The sequence below is a fragment of the Sphingobacterium sp. NGMCC 1.201703 genome (assembly GCF_047784615.1).
Taxonomy (GTDB): Bacteria; Bacteroidota; Bacteroidia; order Sphingobacteriales; family Sphingobacteriaceae; genus Sphingobacterium.
The window spans coordinates 1,201,943-1,222,455 of record NZ_JBLOHD010000001.1; the positions used below are offsets into that span (position 1 = coordinate 1,201,943).

13 protein-coding genes are annotated in these 20,513 nt (G+C 39.9%); 6 read left to right on the forward strand and 7 right to left on the reverse strand.

Annotation, left to right across the window (positions count from 1 at the left end):
- Positions 1-115: 115 nt before the first annotated feature.
- Complete coding sequence (locus ACK8HY_RS05000; protein WP_077434368.1) at positions 116-2,233, reverse strand: HD family phosphohydrolase; 2,118 nt, start codon at positions 2,231-2,233, stop codon at positions 116-118.
- A gap of 153 nt (positions 2,234-2,386) precedes the next feature.
- Between ACK8HY_RS05000 and rpe the strand changes: the two genes are divergently transcribed.
- From rpe to ACK8HY_RS05020, 4 genes are all read left to right on the forward strand, one after another.
- On the forward strand, positions 2,387-3,067 hold the full coding sequence (rpe, locus tag ACK8HY_RS05005) for a ribulose-phosphate 3-epimerase (RefSeq protein WP_077435867.1): 681 nt from the start codon (positions 2,387-2,389) through the stop codon (positions 3,065-3,067).
- A gap of 369 nt (positions 3,068-3,436) precedes the next feature.
- On the forward strand, positions 3,437-6,199 hold the full coding sequence (locus tag ACK8HY_RS05010) for a bifunctional aconitate hydratase 2/2-methylisocitrate dehydratase (protein WP_077434366.1): 2,763 nt from the start codon (positions 3,437-3,439) through the stop codon (positions 6,197-6,199).
- A 50-nt stretch (positions 6,200-6,249) separates the two neighbouring features.
- Positions 6,250-8,517: an aconitate hydratase gene (locus ACK8HY_RS05015; protein WP_077434364.1), complete on the forward strand. Its 2,268-nt coding sequence runs from the start codon at positions 6,250-6,252 to the stop codon at positions 8,515-8,517.
- A 176-nt stretch (positions 8,518-8,693) separates the two neighbouring features.
- Entirely contained in the window at positions 8,694-9,566 is an 873-nt protein-coding gene (locus ACK8HY_RS05020) for a hypothetical protein (RefSeq protein WP_077435865.1), read from the forward strand.
- 104 nt (positions 9,567-9,670) lie between these two features.
- On the opposite strand, the gene ACK8HY_RS05025 is transcribed toward ACK8HY_RS05020, so the two are convergent.
- Complete coding sequence (locus ACK8HY_RS05025) at positions 9,671-10,507, reverse strand: MBL fold metallo-hydrolase (RefSeq protein WP_077434362.1); 837 nt, start codon at positions 10,505-10,507, stop codon at positions 9,671-9,673.
- 245 nt (positions 10,508-10,752) lie between these two features.
- Here ACK8HY_RS05025 and pckA point away from each other — a divergent pair, with 245 nt between their 5' ends.
- Entirely contained in the window at positions 10,753-12,369 is a 1,617-nt protein-coding gene (pckA, locus tag ACK8HY_RS05030) for a phosphoenolpyruvate carboxykinase (ATP) (RefSeq protein WP_077435863.1), read from the forward strand.
- A 74-nt stretch (positions 12,370-12,443) separates the two neighbouring features.
- On the opposite strand, the gene ppk2 is transcribed toward pckA, so the two are convergent.
- The 4 genes from ppk2 to ACK8HY_RS05050 form a co-directional block, all read right to left on the reverse strand.
- On the reverse strand, positions 12,444-13,253 hold the full coding sequence (gene ppk2, locus ACK8HY_RS05035) for a polyphosphate kinase 2 (protein WP_077434360.1): 810 nt from the start codon (positions 13,251-13,253) through the stop codon (positions 12,444-12,446).
- Positions 13,254-13,783: 530 nt separating this feature from the next.
- Complete coding sequence (locus tag ACK8HY_RS05040; RefSeq protein WP_077434358.1) at positions 13,784-14,146, reverse strand: hypothetical protein; 363 nt, start codon at positions 14,144-14,146, stop codon at positions 13,784-13,786.
- 163 nt (positions 14,147-14,309) lie between these two features.
- Complete coding sequence (gene smc, locus ACK8HY_RS05045; protein WP_077434356.1) at positions 14,310-17,852, reverse strand: chromosome segregation protein SMC; 3,543 nt, start codon at positions 17,850-17,852, stop codon at positions 14,310-14,312.
- A 69-nt stretch (positions 17,853-17,921) separates the two neighbouring features.
- A complete protein-coding gene (locus ACK8HY_RS05050; RefSeq protein ID WP_175991978.1) occupies positions 17,922-18,626 on the reverse strand; it encodes a DsbA family oxidoreductase in 705 nt (234 codons plus the stop codon).
- Positions 18,627-18,736: 110 nt separating this feature from the next.
- Here ACK8HY_RS05050 and ACK8HY_RS05055 point away from each other — a divergent pair, with 110 nt between their 5' ends.
- Entirely contained in the window at positions 18,737-19,552 is an 816-nt protein-coding gene (locus tag ACK8HY_RS05055; RefSeq protein WP_077434352.1) for a patatin-like phospholipase family protein, read from the forward strand.
- A gap of 90 nt (positions 19,553-19,642) precedes the next feature.
- Here ACK8HY_RS05055 and ACK8HY_RS05060 read toward each other — a convergent pair whose 3' ends face one another.
- Positions 19,643-20,488, reverse strand: coding sequence for a glycerophosphodiester phosphodiesterase family protein (locus ACK8HY_RS05060; protein WP_254846189.1), 846 nt, complete (start codon positions 20,486-20,488; stop codon positions 19,643-19,645).
- Between the last annotated feature and the right edge of the window lie 25 nt (positions 20,489-20,513).

Here is a 20,513-nt window from a genome sequence, read left to right on the forward strand (position 1 = left end):
TGCAAACATAAGGCAATTATTTGAATCTGCAAAGCCTAAATATCAAAAAAAATGCAAAAAAAACGTAACGTTACAATAAGCATTTGAATTTCAATTTGTTGTTTGGCAATTAAAATTACATTGTTTTTTTACTCAAATCATAATCCACCCGAACATGGTAGATACTTTTGAGCATAGCCTTGAAAATAACGGCGGATTCGGTGATATCTTTTAATGTGATATTACTATTATTGAACTGTCCGCGCATCAATTTGTGTTCAATTATTTTATCTACCAGGTTATTGATGGATTCTTCTGAGGGTTCTTTTAAAGCTCTGGACGCCGCTTCTACAGAATCGGCCATCATTAGGACAGCTGTTTCCTTAGAGAAAGGAATCGGTCCGGGGTAAGTGAATAAAGATTCATCCACGAGTTTGTCCGGGTTGTTTTTAACAAATAAATTGTAAAAGTAGTCCACCCTTGTGGTACCATGGTGTGTTCGGATAAAGTCAAGGATAACCTCCGGAAGCTGATGTTTCTTAGCGACATCTACACCTTTAATAACGTGTGAGATAATAATCTGCGCACTTTGCTCCGGAGAAAGTTCATCATGCGGGTTTTTTTCGGTTTTTTGGTTTTCAATAAAAAATTGTGGATTTGTCAATTTACCGATATCGTGGTATAATGCTCCTGCACGGACCAATAGGGGATTACCGCCAATTTTATAAATTGCTGCCTCAGCCAGATTGGCGACCTGTAAGGAGTGCTGAAATGTGCCGGGTGCTTTAAAAGAAAGTTCCCGCAGTAATTTGGAGTTACTATTGGTGAGTTCCATCAGGGTTAGATCAGATACTATTCCAAAAAGTTTTTCGAAAGCGTAGATCATCGGATAGGCCAGCAAAGTAATCAGCACACTAACTAGAAAGGGTAGTAGGTCTGACCAATAAATGGTGTCAATGGAGCCATTTCTTGTGATGACCAAGCCGATGTAGGCAATCCAATATGTTGCCAGAATAATCGCCGAAGAGACAAACAGTTGTTCACGTTTTACCAGTGTTTTGATGCTATAGATCGCAACAATGCCTGCCATAAATTGCAAAAAGACAAACTCAAAACTGTTTGGTACAAATAGTCCCGCTAGGAGAACCATTAACAGGTGGATATTTAGGGCGACCCGCGTATCAAATAAGATGCGAATGATAATAGGAACCGCACAAAAAGGAATATAGTATAGATTTGGAATTTTGATCTTGATGGCCCAGGATAGTACAGCAAGCATCCCTATGATCACAATCATGATGATCATTAATAGTCGATTGTTAAAATAGATATCCTTACGAAACAGAAAGAGAAATACCATAAGGATGGAAAGGGCGAGTGAAATAATCAGAAACTGTCCAAGCGTGACATAGTTTTGATTTCCGCTGATTTTACCCTCGTCCTCATATACTTTGCGTAGCGACTCAAGTTTTTGATAGGTCTCATTGGATATAATCTTTTCTTTTTCAGCAATCAGTTCACCTTTTTGGACAACACCTCGGGTAGCAGATATATTGGCGATGGCATTTTGTTCCAGCGCTTCGGTCTGCTGGTCATTATAAATGTAATTAATGGTGATATAGTTTTTTAATGTTTCCTGTAGCCAGCTCTTCTGTTTGATTTTGGTCAATTTGGGCATTAAATTATCCATGTATTCGTAAGAGCTTTCGATCGTATAACAGTCAGCCGTGTTTTTCTGTGTGGCGACTTTATCTTGGATTAACGTAAAATTGTAATGCTTTGAAGCTGGTGATTTCTCGTTGTTGCGGTTTTGAAACCGATTATTCAATGAGAGGATCCCTTTTCCATAGAGGTGGTTTAATATGGCATTTCCGGCACTACGATAATCGTTTATATTTTCATGTGTTGTATCCAGCTTGCTGCTTTGCCATTTTTCGGACAAGTCGGTGTTGAACTGATCAATCTGCTCCTTACTTGTTGTCGTATTGGCGTTATAAATAGGCTGGATGGTATTCAAAATTCCCTTTTTATCTGCATTGAGCTCTTCCTGCGTCTTCAGGATCGCAAAATTGTAGGGCGAAATAAGATTTTCATGGTTCCAGACCTTACCCTTTTGAAATTCATAGCGGAATCGCGGTTGTTTGGGAAGAAAGATACAGATCAGCACGATAGTGATCAATATAAGTCCAATTTTTCGGATGAGATTTTCCGTCGTGTTTAATTCTCTTTTATATTTTATTTTTAATCTTCCCACTGCGAACGATGTTTTATTATATAAAGTTAATATACAAATGTAGTTATAATTTATTTTTTGTGGGTTCTGCTAGCTGCTATTTGAATCATGTTAAATGCGGAGAATGTTGTGCTGAACGGAAAATACTTGTTATCTTTGCAAAAAAAACACAACATGTCAACAAAATCACATCTCATTGCACCATCCGTTCTTGCTGCAGACTTCGCGAAATTATACGATGATATCATCATGGTAAACAATAGTGAGGCTGATTGGTTTCATATCGATATTATGGACGGCGTTTTTGTGCCGAATATTTCATTTGGGTTTCCGGTTATGCAGGCTATTGCGAAACATGCTACAAAACCATTGGATGTACACTTGATGATTGTTGATCCTGACCGCTATTTGCAGGTGTGTAAAGATTCGGGAGCGGAAATAATTACCGTACACTATGAGGCTTGCACACACTTGCACCGTACATTGGCGGCGATAAAAGAATTGGGCTGTAAAGCGGGGGTGGCGTTGAACCCACATACACCAGTTGCTCTTTTGAAAGATGTTTTGGCTGATCTGGACCTTGTGTGTCTGATGTCTGTCAATCCAGGATTCGGTGGGCAAAAGTTTATCCCGAATACCTATGCAAAAGTACAGGAACTCCGTGCAATGGCTCAGGGTGTCAATGATGGCTTGTTGATCGAAATCGACGGTGGAGTTACCACAGCAAATGCTGCACACCTCTTGAAAGCAGGTGCTGATGTGCTGGTTGCAGGTTCTTTTGTGTTCAATGCTGCAGATCCGTTGGAGACTGTAAAAACATTAAAAGATATAGATATTGCTATAGCAAAAATATAGAGATATGCAGAGGTGATTTAGTAAAATAAATCACCTCTTTTTTTATGGCAGATAACGGGAAGAAAAACAAATTCAGGAAAAAACGAGCGGATGGCTTAAGTGCTGTTTAGAACAATTCCAAATTGATTTAAATAAATGGAATGCATGCGTTTAAAGTTGGATTTTCACTATTTTTGTATTTAGTCATAATAGTTGATTTACGGTAAAAAAATCGACTTGAATACACGAACTGAACGGGCTAATTTATAATGTATTGTAGCGGGTCTATAGGAGTTATTTTATTAGCTTAATTATATTACAGACACGGTAGTGGAAGAAGGTAAAAAATATATCTTCTGAACTATCCTTAAAATAGAAAGATTGATATCTATGAGTATTTACAACGATTACGTACAAGAGGTTGTAGAGCGAGAAGGCCAGGGATTACATCCTAAGCCTATTGACGGAGCAGAATTACTAAGTGAAGTAATCGCTCAGATTAAAGATTTAAACAATGAAAATAGAGCGGAATCTTTAAGATTGTTTATTTATAATACTTTGCCCGGAACAACACCCGCGGCTGGTGTTAAGGCGCAGTTCTTAAAGGAAATTATTTTGGGTGAATCAGTTGTTGCTGAGATTACTCCTGCTTTTGCTTTTGAGCTATTGTCTCATATGAAGGGTGGACCTTCGATCAAGGTGCTATTGGACTTAGCGCTAGGTACTGACCTTGCAATCGCCAATCAAGCTGCAGAGGTACTTAAAACTCAGGTTTTCTTATATGATGCAGATACAGCTCGTTTGAAGGAAGCCTTTGAGCAAGGAAACGCTGTTGCAAAAGATATTTTGGAAAGCTATGCGAAAGCTGAATTCTTTACGAAACTTCCTGAAGTAGCGGAAGAAATTCAGGTGGTTACTTTTATCGCCGGTGTAGGTGACATCTCTACGGATTTATTATCTCCGGGTAATCAGGCGCATTCACGTTCTGACCGTGAATTGCATGGTAAATGTATGATCACGCCAGAAGCACAGCAACAAATCAAAGAATTACAGGCACAACACCCTGGTAAAAGCGTGATGTTGATCGCTGAGCGAGGTACAATGGGAGTGGGGTCTTCACGGATGTCAGGGGTGAACAATGTGGCTTTATGGACAGGTAAACAGGCAAGTCCTTATGTTCCTTTTGTAAACATTGCTCCGATTGTAGGTGGTACGAACGGTATCTCACCAATTTTCTTGACGACAGTAGATGTTACCGGTGGTATCGGTATCGATCTTAAAAACTGGGTGAAGAAGGTAGATGAAAATGGAAACGTTGTTCGCAATGAAAAAGACGAGCCTGTTTTGGAGGAAGTTTATTCTGTCGCTACAGGTACTGTTTTGACCATCAATACAAAAACAAAGAAATTATATAATGGAGCGCAGGAGCTAATTGATATTTCAAAGGCTTTGACTCCACAGAAAATGGAATTTATCAAAGCAGGTGGTTCTTATGCTATCGTATTTGGTAAAAAAATCCAAACTTTCGCAGCACAAACATTAGGTATCCAGGCACCGACTGTATTTGCGCCTTCGAAAGAAATCACGATTGAAGGTCAGGGTTTAACTGCTGTAGAAAAAATCTTCAACAAAAATGCAGTAGGTGTAACACCTGGCAAAGTATTGCATGCCGGTTCTGACGTTCGTGTCAAAGTAAATATTGTCGGTTCTCAAGATACGACAGGTTTAATGACTGCACAGGAGTTGGAAGCTATGGCTGCGACAGTAATCTCACCGACAGTTGATGGTGCCTACCAATCAGGTTGTCATACAGCATCTGTTTGGGATAAGAAAGCACAAGCGAACATTCCGAAATTGATGAAATTTATGAACGATTTTGGTTTGATTACTGCTCGCGATCCAAAAGGCGTTTATCACTCCATGACCGATGTTATCCATAAAGTATTAAACGATATTACGATTGACGAATGGGCAATCATTATTGGTGGTGACTCGCATACACGTATGTCTAAAGGTGTGGCTTTTGGCGCTGACTCGGGTACTGTTGCATTGGCATTGGCTACAGGTGAGGCTTCGATGCCAATTCCTGAATCTGTAAAAGTTACTTTTAAAGGCAGCATGAAGGAACACATGGATTTCCGTGATGTTGTACATGCTACCCAAGCGCAGATGTTGCAGCAATTCGCTGGAGAAAACGTTTTCCAAGGTAGAATCATTGAGGTTCATATTGGTACATTGCTTGCCGATCAGGCTTTTACTTTTACGGACTGGACTGCAGAGATGAAAGCAAAAGCGTCAATCTGTATTTCTCAAGACGAGACCTTAATCGAATCGTTAGAAATCGCTAAAAACCGTATCCAAATCATGATTGATAAGGGGATGGAAAATAAAAACAAGGTTTTACAAGGTTTGATCGATAAAGCGAACAAGCGTATTGAAGAAATCAGATCTGGCACTAAACCTGCATTGACGCCAGATAACAATGCGAAATACTATGCTGAGGTTGTCGTTGACTTGGATCTGATCGAAGAACCAATGATTGCGGATCCAGATGTAAATAACGCCGACGTTTCTAAACGTTATACACACGACACCATCCGTGATCTTTCTTATTACGGTGGAAACAAAAAGGTAGATTTAGGTTTCGTGGGTTCATGTATGGTGCATAAGGACGATTTAAAAATCGTTTCAAAAATGTTGCGGAATATCGAGCAGCAAAAAGGTGTTGTTACTTTTGAGGCGCCATTGGTTGTTGCAGCTCCAACGTATAATATTATTGATGAGTTGAAAGCTGAGGGCGACTGGGAATTCTTGCAAAAATATTCGGGATTTGAATTCAGTGATGCATTGCCAAAAAGCACTGCACGTACAGAATATGAAAATATCATGTACCTAGAACGTCCTGGTTGTAACCTGTGTATGGGTAACCAAGAGAAAGCTGCGAAGGGTGATACAGTAATGGCTACTTCTACACGTTTGTTCCAGGGCCGTGTCGTAGAGGATAGAGATGGTAAAAAGGGTGAATCTTTATTGGCATCTACACCTGTTGTCGTACTTTCCGCTATTTTAGGTCGTATCCCTAATATAGAAGAATATAAAGCTGCTGTCGAGGGCATTAACTTAACTAAATTTGCGCCTATTCCGACAAAATAAAAGCTACCAGGGTTTCAGTAACTTAATTAAATAACATAAATAAGAGAGATATGGCTTTTGATGTAGATATGATTAAAAAGGTGTATAGCCGTTATGACGAACGCATTGCAGCGGCCCGTCAGGTGGTGAATAAACCTTTGACTTTATCTGAGAAAATTTTATATGCCCACCTTTGGGATGGCAATGCGACAGAAGAGTACAAACGTGGCGTTTCTTACGTTGACTTTGCTCCTGACCGTGTAGCGATGCAAGATGCAACTGCGCAAATGGCTTTATTGCAATTTATGCAGGCAGGACGTCCAAAGGTAGCGGTTCCTTCTACTGTTCACTGTGATCACCTGATCCAGGCGAAAGAAGGAGCAGATAAAGATTTAGCCCGCGCTAAAAACGAAAGTTCGGAAGTATTTAACTTCTTGAGCTCTGTTTCAAATAAATATGGTATCGGTTTCTGGAAACCAGGTGCAGGTATTATCCACCAGGTTGTATTGGAGAACTATGCTTTCCCCGGCGGTATGATGATCGGTACCGATTCACATACGGTGAATGCTGGTGGTTTGGGTATGGTTGCTATCGGTGTAGGTGGTGCGGATGCCTGTGATGTGATGGCTGGTTTACCTTGGGAATTAAAATTCCCGAAATTAATCGGTGTTAAATTGACTGGTAAATTGAGCGGTTGGGCCGCAGCAAAAGATGTTATCTTAAAAGTTGCAGGAATCTTGACGGTAAAGGGTGGAACCGGCGCAATCGTTGAATATTTTGGCGAAGGTGCGGAGTCTCTATCTTGTACAGGAAAAGGAACAATCTGTAATATGGGGGCTGAAATAGGCGCGACTACCTCAACATTTGGTTATGACGCGTCGATGGAGCGTTACCTTCGTGCGACAGGTCGTGCTGAGGTTGCGGATGCCGCAAATGCCATTAAACAGCACTTGACAGCTGATGCTGAAGTCTATGCTAATCCGGAGCAATATTTCGATCAATTGATCGAAATTAATCTTTCGGAATTGGAGCCTTCGCTGAACGGGCCATTTACGCCAGATCTATATACGCCGGTTTCACGTATGCGCGAAGAGGCAACCAAGAATGGTTGGCCTTTGAAAGTAGAGTGGGGACTGATCGGATCTTGTACAAACTCTTCGTATGAAGATTTGTCGCGTGCGGCATCCATTGCAAAACAAGCTGTTGATAAAGGGCTGATCACCAAAGCTGAATTTGGTATTAATCCTGGTTCTGAGCAGGTTCGTTTTACAGCAGATCGTGATGGTTTGTTAAAAACATTCGAAGATCTTAATGCAACGATCTTCACCAATGCTTGTGGCCCATGTATTGGTATGTGGGATCGCGTTGGCGCAGATAAACAAGAGAAAAACACGATTGTCCACTCGTTCAACCGTAACTTTGCAAAACGTGCGGATGGTAATCCAAATACTTATGCATTTGTTGCTTCGCCGGAACTGGTTGCGGCAATTGCAATTTCTGGTGATTTGGGTTTTAATCCGGTTACGGATACGCTAACGAACAATAAAGGAGAGCAAGTGAAGCTGGATCCACCGGTAGGGGATGAATTACCAACAAAAGGATTTGCGGTGGACGACCCGGGATATCAAGCTCCCGCGGTAGACGGTAGTGCTGTAGTTGTTGATGTAGCTCCAACATCAGATCGTCTTCAATTACTGGAACCTTTCGCTCCTTGGGAGGGTACAGACCTAAAAGGTTTGAAACTATTGATCAAGGCAAAAGGTAAATGTACGACAGACCATATTTCTATGGCTGGCCCTTGGTTGAAATACCGTGGCCACCTGGATAATATCTCCAATAATATGCTGATCGGTGCGGTTAATTTCTTTAATGAGAAAACCGATAACGTGAAGAATCAATTGACAGGTGAATACGGTCCTGTTCCGGCAACGCAACGGGATTACAAAGCACATGGTATCGGCTCAATTGTTGTCGGGGATGAGAACTATGGTGAAGGATCTTCCCGTGAGCATGCGGCAATGGAACCTCGTCATTTGGGAGTTCGTGCGGTATTGGTTAAATCTTTTGCCCGTATCCACGAAACAAACCTGAAAAAACAAGGGATGTTGGGCTTAACCTTTGCGAACAAGGACGACTATAACAAAATTCAGGAAAACGATACCATTGATATCCTTGGCCTGACAGAGTTTGCTCCTGGTAAGCCTTTGACTCTTGTCTTGCATCATGCGGATGGAACACAGGAAGAGATCTTGGCAAATCATACTTACAATGCGCAACAGATTGAATGGTTCAAAGCAGGTGGTGCTTTGAATATCATCCGTAAGAATCAGGGAAAATAAATTGATTCTATAAAATTTAGCTTATAACGCTGCTTTCATCCGAAAGCAGCGTTTTTTGCATAGTCCCAACTTAAAAACTTTTCTGTGATCTTCGTCATATTTTACTAATTTCCATGCAATTTATTTGGTTCTAAAATAGAATGAAGGTACTTTTGCCCAACGTTTTTAGCGCCGATATGAGAAAAATATTTTTGACGATTGGAGCACTTGCATTAGGTGTTTCGAGTTTATTTGCACAGGAAAATCCAGAAATAGGAAAAAGCATTTTTAAACCCAAGAATTTAAGGACAGAAAGTAACAAAGGGAAATTTTTCTTCTTTTGGGGGTATAACTTTTCATCTTACGCGAAATCTGATATACATTTTACAGGTCCAAACTATGATTTTATCCTCCATGATGTAAAAGCGGCTGATCGTCCGACAAAATTTGGTTCGACCTATTTCGATCCAGGCCGTTTGACTATTCCTCAGTTTAATCTACATTTCGGATATTATATCAAAGATAATTATTCCATCTCTTTGGGCTGGGATCACATGAAATATGTGATGGATATTCCACAACAGGTGAAAATCACAGGTTATATCGGTGACGAGATTTCGAATCCAGGTATACCAACTGGAAATCGCGCGGGACAATACAATGGTGAAATGATTACCGTGGATTCTGCGATGTTAACTTTTGAGCACACGGATGGCTACAATTTTGCTTCGGTAGGTTTGGAACGATACGACGATATCATCAACAATCGCAAAGGTCAACAGGTACTAACCATGGAATCAGGCATAGACGTCGGGCTTTTAGTACCACGTTCTGATGTACATCTTTTTGGTGAAGGGGGGAATCACTTCTGGAATATTGCCGGATATGGCGCTTCTGCAAAAGTCGGTTTACACTATCGTTTTTATAAAGGACTTTACCTGCAAGGAAACTTCAAAACAGGCTGGACAGATTTATATAATATCCGTACAACGGGTAGAAGAGGGGTTGACAAAGCCACACAACAAATCTGGTTTTTTGAAAACTATTGGGCCCTTGGTTTTAGATTTTAAGGATTCCAATCTATAACAACATAAGGGAGGGGCTATTTGTGATAGCCCCTCTCTTATGTTGTTGCCAGCTGTAGGCGCAGGGGAGTTTACTCCATCGATGTTGCCTAAATATCGGTTAATTTAAATATATCTTTTACCCGAATTCCTTTTTCTGTATGTTGTAAAGTACAGCATTCGTTAATCGGGTCATGCTCAAAAAAGAGGATGTATTCATTTTCGACGATTTCATTCCAATAATTAACACGTTCTTCCATCGTGACTAAGGGTCTCACATCATAGCTCATCACATAAGGAATGGGAATATGACCAACAGAGGGCAGTAGATCCGCCATATAGAGTATCGTTTTTCCTTTGTATTGTATCTGTGGCAGCATCATTGCTTCGGTATGACCATTCGCATAACGGATTTTAATTTCCTTGCCAAAGGGATCCGCGCTATCCTCAACGAATTTCAATCGACCACTTTCTTGAATGGGCAGAATATTCTCTTTTAGAAATGATGCTTTCTCTCTCGGATTTGGAGCTGTCGCCCAGGTCCAATGCTCACTATTACTCCAAAAATCTGCATTTTTAAAAGCAGGAGATAATTTTTCTCCTTCACGGACAATAGCTCCTCCACAGTGGTCAAAGTGTAAATGTGTTAGGATGACATCTGTAATATCGTTTCGGTCAAAACCAGCATTTTTAAGCGATTTATCGAGTGTAGCATCACCGTGTAAATAATAATGACTGAAAAATTTTTCATTTTGCTTATCGCCAAGTCCTGTATCCACCAACATTAATCTCTTCCCTTCTTCAATAAGAAGCAAGCGATTACCCCATGTGCACATATTGTTGGAATCAGCAGGATTTGTTTTGTTCCAGATACTCTTGGGAACCACGCCAAACATAGCGCCACCATCCAATTTAAAAAAACCTGTTTCTATCGCATGTAATTTCATCTTATTAATATTTGTAAAGCTTGGAACAATTTACGAAAAATATAAAATATATCGACTGTACAAGCGGATATGGTGCTAAAAAAATATGCTAAAAATTTCAATTTATTTTATCTCTATAAGTGGCTGATAATTAGATTTTTGATTCTGTGTTTTTTATACAATAAGCCTGATTTTTAGATAATTAAGTTTTGTTTTTAGCGAAATTTGCCTTTAACTTTGGGCACATTTTAAAACAAACAAAAAATATGAAAAAGGGTAACATTGGAAACGCGCCTGATTTGAAATATTTGAAAATTGATCATACAGGAAATGTATTTTATCAATTACCTGTTTCAGAGTTGGTTGAACATGCATTAGCGAATCAGGAAGGAAGACTGTCTGATACCGGAGCATTAGCCGCTGATACAGGAAAATTTACTGGAAGATCCCCCAAAGACCGCTTTTTGGTTGAGGATTCCCTAACCAAAGATGCTGTATGGTGGGGTGAAATCAATCAACCGATGACTCCGGCCAATTTTGATGCATTATTTTCAAAGGTTGCTGCGCACCTGAGTAACAGAACAATTTATGTTCGGGACTGTGCGGCAGGGGCAGACCCGGCGTATCAATTGTCTATTCGTGTGATCACAGAAACCGCTTATCAGAGTATTTTTGCCAATAACCTATTTTTGAGATCGGTAGCTGATGGTGATGCTCAACCGCAATGGTCCATACTAGCCGCACCGACATTGTTGATCCAGGATCCACAACATTACGGTATTCGTAACGAAAATTTTGTAGCCATTGATTTTACAAAAAAAATGGTACTGATTGCGGGGACGGGATATACAGGTGAAATCAAGAAAAGTATTTTTTCAATCTTGAATTTTATTTTACCATTCGAACACGATGTATTATCTATGCACTGTTCGGCCAATACCTCCAAAGACGGCAAAACGGCCTTATTTTTTGGGCTTTCAGGAACGGGCAAAACAACACTATCGGCAGATAAAAATCGAAAGCTGATCGGTGATGATGAACATGGATGGAGCGAAAAGGGGATTTTTAACTTTGAAGGTGGTTGCTATGCAAAATGTGTGGGACTTACGGAGGAAAAAGAACCCGAGATCTACCATGCCATTCGTTTCGGCTCATTGCTCGAAAATGTTGTTCTGGACGAGTTTGATCGGCCAGATTACGACGATATCAGTAAAACAGAGAATACGAGGGTTTCCTACCCAATAGATTTTATGGAAAACGCGGAGATGACAGGAATAGGCAATGTACCTGAAAATATTTTCTTTCTGACTGCGGATGCTTTTGGTGTATTGCCGCCGATCTCCTTGTTGACCATAGATCAGGCTGTTTATCATTTTGTGAGTGGTTATACAGCAAAAGTAGCTGGTACCGAAGTCGGGGTAAAGGAGCCTACGGCAGCCTTCTCGACATGTTTTGGTCAAGCATTCTTGCCTTTGCATCCAGCGAAGTATGCTGCCCTACTCAGAGCCAAGCTGGAGCAAAATCCCAATATCAAAGTATGGTTGGTAAATACAGGTTGGATAGCTGGTCCCTATGGAATCGGTCGACGTATAAAGCTGAATTATACAAGAGCGCTAATCCGTGCTGCGATGGATGGCTCTCTATTGGAGGCTCACTTTAGTAAACATGAGATTTTTGGATTAGATTATCCAACAAGCTGTGGTGAATATGTTCCGGAGCAGATTCTAAACGCACGAGGATTATGGAACAATGAAGAAGCATACGATATACAAGCTAAACGCTTGGCAAAATTGTTTATCGAGAATTTTGAAAAGTTCGATCATTCTATGCCGGCATCGGTACAGATGGCTGGCCCAAGGTTAGAAACTTCCATACTTGTTTAAAAGTCTGACAAGGGATAGTATATGATGCCCCCAAAAGACCTCTTCTTTTCGGGGGCATTTTTATGATTGAGAGATTAATCGTGTTTGTTCACAAAAGAATCCAATTTCTCCATTTCGTTTCCAGCAATTGCATTGATAATTATCCGAAAAGCGGCTAAGCGCGCTTTCTTTTTATTGTCTTTATCGATTTCATACCATGGTGATTTTTTAGTACCGGTCTTTTTAAAAAGATTCTCGATATATCCGGTATAAACATCCCATTTTTCCTGCGCCTGTTGATCCAGCACGCCAATTTTCCAGCGTTTTAGAATGTCTTCCTGTCGCTCCTTCAATCGTTCAGCCTGCTCTTCTTTACTGATACTCAGAAAAATTTTGATGAGGATAATCCCGTCATCAATCAATTGCTTTTCAAATTCCGGTACCTGCTGCATGAATAATTCATGCTGTTCCTTTGTGCAAAAATCAAATACAGGTTCTACGACCGCGCGATTATAGTAACTACGATCGAAAATAACCATTTCGCCCGCATTGGGCAGATGCTTGATATACCGTTGAAAATACCATTGCCCATTCTCTTCCACTGTAGGTTTGGGCAAAGCGACAACACGTACCTTTTTGGGATTTAGATATTCGGTTACCCGACCAATCGTTCCTCCTTTGCCGGCAGCATCCCTTCCTTCGAAGAGAATGACTACACGCTTTCCTTTTTCGATAATATCGTATTGTAATTTGAGTAAGGTAACCTGGAGATCATAAAGCTCTGTTTCATAGTCATAGATATCGTTAAATTTTTTGATCTCCAAAATTCCGTGTTGCTCTAAATAGTCAAGAACATCTTTGTTTTGACGGATTTTCTGAAGTTCTTTTAAATCATATTCTGCCATAATCGTTGATTTTATAGGATTTATTCACCTAAAGTTACTTATTGAATTGTTAAAAAATGTCAAAATTGAAATAAATCGGAGGGGTACATGTAATATTGATCGAGAGGGATACGTTATAAAGAAAATCAATGTAAAAGGATGCTTTGATTAAGATTGGACTTTTCATAAATTTAGGTTAATAATTGGTTAGGTTAGCCCGGAGTTCTCAACTTCGGGCTTTTTTGTTTTTAGTCATCACTGTATCAATACAGCCAAAGTAGATGTTAGATCACTAATGATATAAGAGTTCATGGAAGAAGGAGGGGAATATAGCATAGGTTATTAAATGTTAAAAAATGTTAAAGAGGTAGTAATCATATAATTAATTCAAACAAGCGACGTTTTAAAATCAAATACTTTTCATAAAATAGGTTAATATATGGCTAACGAAAGCTCAGAGTTCCCCACTCTGGGCTTTTTATTTGATTGATAAATGCCAGAAGCTCGGACATGGAAAATATCCGAGCTTCTGGCTTCCGAGTCGCGGTGTGTTATAGCTTATTTAACTGCTGAATCACTTTGGAGGAGTGATTATACACTTTTAGCTTTATACCGATTTCCTGCCCGGATATATTCTTGATGCGTAAGTTTTTCTTCTCACCGATAGTCAGGGAATAGGTGTTGTTTTTTTTCATCATAACTTCACTGGTTTCGGTCGTCAATACAATATTGTCACTGGATTTATTTATGGCGTCTACAGAAAACGTCCCGCTATCCTCCGTTGAAATCTCTAAGAATGTACGGGCGGGAACAATTGTATTTATATATAATGCGTGTTGATCTTTTTTGCGAAGATTGTTTACATGGCATGACTGTAGGACCGCACAGACCAATAGTGTTGCTAATAATTTCATTGTTTAATTCTTGATAATGGTTAGAAATTAAGAAATTAAATTTATTTATCCTAATGCTTATTTATGTACAATAAAAGCATTGTTTAGGGAGTAGTATTCCCTGCACATAAAAAAAGTCCTGCGATTTTGACCGCAGGACTTTTTTTATGTGTAATATTTAATTTTAGGCTACTTCCCTTAAATCTACTGCAACAACACGCGAGACCCCTTGTTCGACCATAGTCACACCATAGATAATATCTGTACTGGCAATGGTTTTTTTGTTGTGTGATACAACGATAAACTGAGAGTTTTTGGAGAAATCACGGATGATGTTATTGAATTTGTCAATATTGGTATCATCTAAAGGTGCATCCACTTCATCGAAAATACAGAAAGGTGCTGGTTTTGACAGATACAGCGAAAATAACAATGCCGTAGAAGTCAAGGTTTTCTCCCCACCTGAAAGCTGGTTGATTGACAACGGACGTTTTCCCTTTGGCTGAGCAATGATATCAATATCCGAATCCAGCGGATTGCCCGGATCAGTTAGGACAAGGTCACAGCTATCCTCTTCATTAAACAAAGAGCGGAACACCTTGATGAAATTATCCCTTACTGCATTGAAGGTAAACATAAATTGCACTTTAGCGGTATCGTCGATCTCTTTGATGGTGGCCATTAAAGAACCTTTTGCTTCGATCAGGTCCGCTTTTTCCTTATTGATAAAATCATAACGTTCATTCATCTCATCAAAGGCTTCTTTAGCCATTAAATTGATTGTTCCAAATTCATCAAGCTGCTTTTTGAGTTTGCTACATTTTGCGGTCAAAGTAGATTGGTCCTCTGCAATTTCTGGTACATCCTCACGTTCAATAAGATCCTTCAATTCGATATTAAACTCAACAGAAAGTCGTTCTTTCAACGCATTTAGATCAATTTGTAAGGCTGTTTTTTTGTCTTTAATTTCAGTGACAAGAAAATCACTCTGTTCTTTTGAGCGGCGTTGCTGTGTAAGAGAATCCTCAAGATTATTGATTTGTTGTTTGTCTGCGTAATATTTTTCTTCCAATTCCTTTAAGCCATCTTCCAATGCAATTTTTTGCTCATACATCGCAATAAGATCCGCGTCTTCTTCGTCCTCAAAAGGAATGGTCGTCCGTAGTGCTTCCTGTACCTCTACAAGTTCAAGGCTGTTTCGTTCGATACGAATTTCATAATCATCTTTTTGAGTCTCTCTGAATTCAAGATCTTTGCTAATATTGGAGACTTTATTTAATTGCTGATGATAACTGATATTTTCCTGGTTATAGGCAATGGATTTTTCATTCAAGATTTCTGAAATTTCATGAAATTGATCCTGTAATTCCGATAGTTCGGCTACACTCTGATCTTTTTGAATACGTAATTCATGTAGCTGAGGTTCGGCAAGAATAAGATCTGCCTCGATCGTCGCAATTTTTTCCTGAATGTCTTTTTTACGTAGCTGAGAATTACTGATGAAAGCCTGGTATTGCTCTTGTTTGGTTTTCACCGTAATCAGCTCGTTGTTGAGTCTGTTCAGTTGAAAGCGTAGTTCATCAATAAGTTCCTTTTGCGAATTGCCACGCAGAGCCTCTAAACGGGCTGTTTCAGCAGTTATTTTGTCTTCAAGTTTTGCAATCTCCTGATTGAGCGTCTTAATCTCCTGCGAAAGAACTTCCAGATTTTTTGCTCTACCGATACGTTTTCCTTCGAATAATCCAACGGACCCGCCCGATAACCCCAGATGATGTTTGGCGTAGCGACCGTTCTTTTGCAAGATAACCTGTCCGGTTTCGGGAAGCTTTTGCTCCATTTCCTTTTCGCTTTCCTGCTTTAAAATATAGACATGTTGAAGGAGTAGGGTACAAAGTGCTTTATATTTATCGTCTACTGTGATCACATCCAATGCGCACATGAGATTATCCCGGGGAGGAAGGGGTTGTGTAACAGCAGTATCAATAGCTTCAAGAACAAAGAAATTGGCACGACCTTTTGCGGCATCACTTAGCAATTGAATGGCCTGAACGGCATCCTGTTGTGTTTCGACAACATAATGGTTCATGATCGGTTCCAGGTAATTTTCAATTGCAACGCGATAGTCTTCCTGACAGAATAGCACATCGGAGAAAAGAGGCGGTTGTTTTTTCCAGCCTGCATTTTTCTTTAAAAACCGAATAGAATCCGGGAAACCTTCTAAGTTGTCAATAAGGGATTTTGTTAGGTTATATTCATTCTGTTTAGCATCAACTAACCTGAGGTCTTTCGCAAGCTGTGCTTTAAATTCCTCCAGATTGGTTTGACATGCGAGAATTTGCGCCTGCAGTTCTTCTTCAAGCTGATGGGCTGAATCATATTGCAACTGCTGAGCCTCCACACGACCTTCCAATTCCGCTACAGCGCTATCAAATTGAACCAATTCGGTCTCTTTTGCTTCGGTATCCACACTATTGCGTACAGCCTCCTGAAGAAGGGCCTCCTTTTGGATATTAAAAACAGCAAGATCCTTTTCGAGTTTATAAATCTTAGCCTGAAGTTCAGCATTACTTTTGTTAAAGATATCCAGTTTACCTTTTGCAGATTGTTGCTGACCGCGTAAGGCATCCACCTCAGATTTATTGGATTCCAGATTGTCTTTGAATGAATCCAGTTTATTTTGTTCATCAAACAACTCCTCGTTCAACCTTTTTATGGTATAGAGGACATGATTAAGTTGTTGTTTGTCCGTATTGATATCCAGATTTAATCTGTTTTCTTTATCCTGAAGATTTTTTACCTTTTCATTTTTGATCTTCTTTTCCGATTCATACCCACGGATTTTGTTGACAAATTCCTGGGTTGCCTTTTGCTGCACGGAAAGATTTTTCTCCTGTTCCAGGTTTATCTGACGCAATGACTGCAATTCTGTTTCTGCTTTCAGGATTAATTGCTGGGAATTTGAGGCATCTTTCTGGACTTTGGACTCCTGTGTTTGAAGTCGGTCAAGTTCTGTCGAAAAATCAGCGATTCTGTAATATGCGAGATCAATGCTACTTTGACGGTATTCCTGTTTGAGCAGGGTGTATTTCTCCGCTTTTTTAGCCTGATTTTCTAAGGATTTGAGATTTTTTGTGATCTCATAGAGAAGGTCGTCTACGCGGCTGAGATCAGCTTCGGTATCGCGTAGTTTGGCCAGCGTCTGTTTTTTACGTACTTTATATTTTGAGATTCCAGAGGCTTCTTCAAAAAGATTCCGACGCGAATTGTCTTTATTATTGATGATCTCATCAATCATCTTCAACTCAATGATGGAATAGCTATCCGCACCTACTCCAGTATCCAAAAATAAATCTGTGATATCTTTTAAACGGCACTTTACATCGTTCAGACGATATTCGCTATCTCCGTTTCGGAATAATTTACGTGTTACCGTAACGGTAGAAAATTCCGTTGGGAGGATATTATTGTTGTTGTTGAAGGTTAAGGATACTTCGGCAAGATTCGCTGGTTTTCTATTTTTGGTTCCGTTGAAAATGATATTCTCCATTTTGTCAGAGCGTAACATCTTTGTACTTTGTTCACCAAGCACCCAGCGTATTGCATCCACTACATTGGATTTTCCGCATCCGTTTGGTCCAACGATTGCGGTGACACCGTCATTGAAGTTGATCGTGATCTTATCTCCGAAACTCTTAAATCCTTTTATTTCTAGTTTGGTTAACTGCATTTATACCAAATTTGTTTGTCGTTATAAGCTTGCGAAAATAGTAAATTAAACTAAAACTTTTTTCTTTCTTTACTCACATTTTCCTGTTTCAGGATCGCAGGAAGCCCCTTCTTCACCTCTTTGCTGTAAAGGGGTAGCTTGGCTCGCCAAACACTCTTTGATCGTATTGTGAAAAACCTCCATGGGTTGCGCACCGGGAATTGCATATTTCCGGTCAAATACAAAGAAGGGCACACCGCGAAGGCCAAGGTTGACACCTTCCTGTATGTCCTGACTGACTTCATAAGCATATTGATCGGTATCCAAAAGTTCCTGAACCTTTTGTTCATCCAAACCTTCCAGTGTAGCTAACTCAATAAGGGTGGCGTTATCGTTGACATTCAAGCCGTCGGTAAAATGGGCTTTGAGTAACGATTTTTTGAGTGCCGTTCCTTTGTCATTTGCCTGGGCAAAATGAAGAAGGCGATGTGCCTTTTTGGTATTTACAACAATTGCCTTATCAAAATTTAGGGTAATGCCGAGTTCTTTTGCCTGTGCACTGAGTTGTCCTGTCATCGCTACGACATCGTCCATGCTCATTCCTTTTGTCCGGACAAGATAGTCGTATGTCGGCATCCCTGGCGCATCTTCGGGAAAATCAGGGTTGAGCTGATAGGATTTCCATGTAATTTCCGCCTGTATTTCACGCTCATATTCCTGTAATGCTGATTCAAGCTTTGTCAAGCCAATATAACAAAATGGACAAATGATGTCCGACCAGATTTCTATTTTCATATTTCTTATTTTACTCCGTATATTGTAATCAAAAATACATATTATAACGGTGAATATCGGATAACATTGTTGGGGCAATGTCAACATCATTATATTGCAGGTCTAAGTATATGTCAGAGAAAGATTTTTTGAACCGTAAAGTAACACTTGTCCTAGGAGGTGGTGGGGCGAGAGGATTAGTACATATCGGCGTTATTCGTAAGCTGGAGGAAATGGGCTTTGAGATAGATGAAATTGTCGGTTGTTCCATTGGCGCATTGGTCGGTGGAATTTATGCGCAGGGAAAGATGGATGTGTTGGAGGATTGGATGCATAATCTCACAAAGAAATCAGTCTTCAATATGATGGATTTCAGTTGGAAAGGCCTGGGAATGATGAAAGGGATCAAAGTCTTTAATGCGTTGAAATCGGTGATTCCCGATGCGAATATCGAAACGTTCCCGATTTTATTCAAAGCTGTTGCTACGGATCTTAATTATGAAAAAGAAGTTGTACTGGACTTTGGAAGTATGTATGACGCGATCCGGGCTTCTATTGCGATACCGGCCGTCTTTACAGCAGTCGAAGAAGATACCCACGTCTATGTAGATGGCGGTGTACTCAATCCACTGCCCATCAACCATGTCACCAGAAAAGAGAATTTAATTATTGCGGTTAATTTGGAATCAAAACCGGATAAACAGTATTCAGTGATCAAAAAACTGGATACAAAAACCTCAAATTCTTTAGATATTCTACAAGCTTCCTATTATGTGATGCGTAGAAAAATGAGCCGTATGATTATTGACCTCTATCGTCCGGATGTTGTTGTAGATATTCCTTATAATATCTGTAATCTATGGGACTATCATCGGGCAGAGTTTTTAGTTCAAAAAGGGCGCGAGTATATTGATAAAGCCCTTAAGAGTAAGACCAAAATAGAGTAGCGCATAGCGTAAGCTACTCTATTTTGGTCCTTTGGTTTAAACCAACAGCGGGAGCGAAGAATGGTTTAGGGTATTGAAAAAGTTAAAGCCTTAGAACAGATTCGGGTAATCACTGATAATTCCATCTACCTTTAACGCCTTTAATTGCTCTATTTCTGCTTTGTTATTTACCGTCCAGGGGATCACCTTCACATTTGCTTTGTGGTATTGCTTGACAAAGTCGCTTGTCACCAATTTATAGTGTGGGCTAATGATAAAGGGGGCGAAACCGAGTGTTGCTATTGTTTCTTCTGCATTTTTCGTGTAATTGGCATCAATCAGATAAGACACTTTAAGTTGTGGATAGGCTTTGTTAAGGTACTTGACTGCCCGGATATCAAAAGATTGAACCACGGTACGTGCTGCAATTCTTTTTTCTGTGATAACCTGTACCATTAAATCAACAAATTCTTCTACCCGGGGATGAGCTATCCCATCTTTGTCCACACTGCTTTTCACCTCAATATTATAAAACATAGGCGCCGTTCTCTTTTGGAGGGCGTAGGCTTCTGTACTATCGATGAGGTCAGCGAGTTTCGCAATGCGTGTAACCTGTTTTTTTTGATCGGGAAACTCCTTATAAAATTTGGAACCGATATCGTATTTGATCAGGTCTTTATAGTCCGTTGCAAATATTTTCAATGATTTATCTTTTTCGGGGATCTCGGTGCCATCTGGTTTTAGTACAAATTTGGGGTTGAGATAATGGTCATGAAAGACAACAACCTTTCGGTCTTTCGTAATTTGACAGTCCATTTCTAGTGTTGTTACCTGCTGCAGATCAATCGCATTTTTCATCGCTGCAATAGACTCTTCGGGGTATAGACCACGTCCACCGCGATGGGCTTCCAAACTGATTTTAGGAAAGCTGTTGGTTGTTTTTGTTGAATCTTTCATAACTGAGCAAGACGCAAATGGTAAT

Bases quoted from the DNA above. Each gene is read 5' to 3' on its own strand.
- rpe (WP_077435867.1), top strand. From the start codon at position 2,387: ATGTCAACAAAATCACATCTCATTGCACCATCCGTTCTTGCTGCAGAC.
- smc (WP_077434356.1), bottom strand. From the start codon at position 17,852: ATGCAGTTAACCAAACTAGAAATAAAAGGATTTAAGAGTTTCGGAGAT.
- ACK8HY_RS05010 (WP_077434366.1), top strand. From the start codon at position 3,437: ATGAGTATTTACAACGATTACGTACAAGAGGTTGTAGAGCGAGAAGGC.
- ACK8HY_RS05020 (WP_077435865.1), top strand. From the start codon at position 8,694: ATGAGAAAAATATTTTTGACGATTGGAGCACTTGCATTAGGTGTTTCG.
- ACK8HY_RS05040 (WP_077434358.1), bottom strand. From the start codon at position 14,146: ATGAAATTATTAGCAACACTATTGGTCTGTGCGGTCCTACAGTCATGC.
- ACK8HY_RS05025 (WP_077434362.1), bottom strand. From the start codon at position 10,507: ATGAAATTACATGCGATAGAAACAGGTTTTTTTAAATTGGATGGTGGC.
- ACK8HY_RS05050 (WP_175991978.1), bottom strand. From the start codon at position 18,626: ATGAAAATAGAAATCTGGTCGGACATCATTTGTCCATTTTGTTATATT.
- ppk2 (WP_077434360.1), bottom strand. From the start codon at position 13,253: ATGGCAGAATATGATTTAAAAGAACTTCAGAAAATCCGTCAAAACAAA.
- ACK8HY_RS05055 (WP_077434352.1), top strand. From the start codon at position 18,737: ATGTCAGAGAAAGATTTTTTGAACCGTAAAGTAACACTTGTCCTAGGA.
- ACK8HY_RS05015 (WP_077434364.1), top strand. From the start codon at position 6,250: ATGGCTTTTGATGTAGATATGATTAAAAAGGTGTATAGCCGTTATGAC.
- ACK8HY_RS05060 (WP_254846189.1), bottom strand. From the start codon at position 20,488: ATGAAAGATTCAACAAAAACAACCAACAGCTTTCCTAAAATCAGTTTG.
- pckA (WP_077435863.1), top strand. From the start codon at position 10,753: ATGAAAAAGGGTAACATTGGAAACGCGCCTGATTTGAAATATTTGAAA.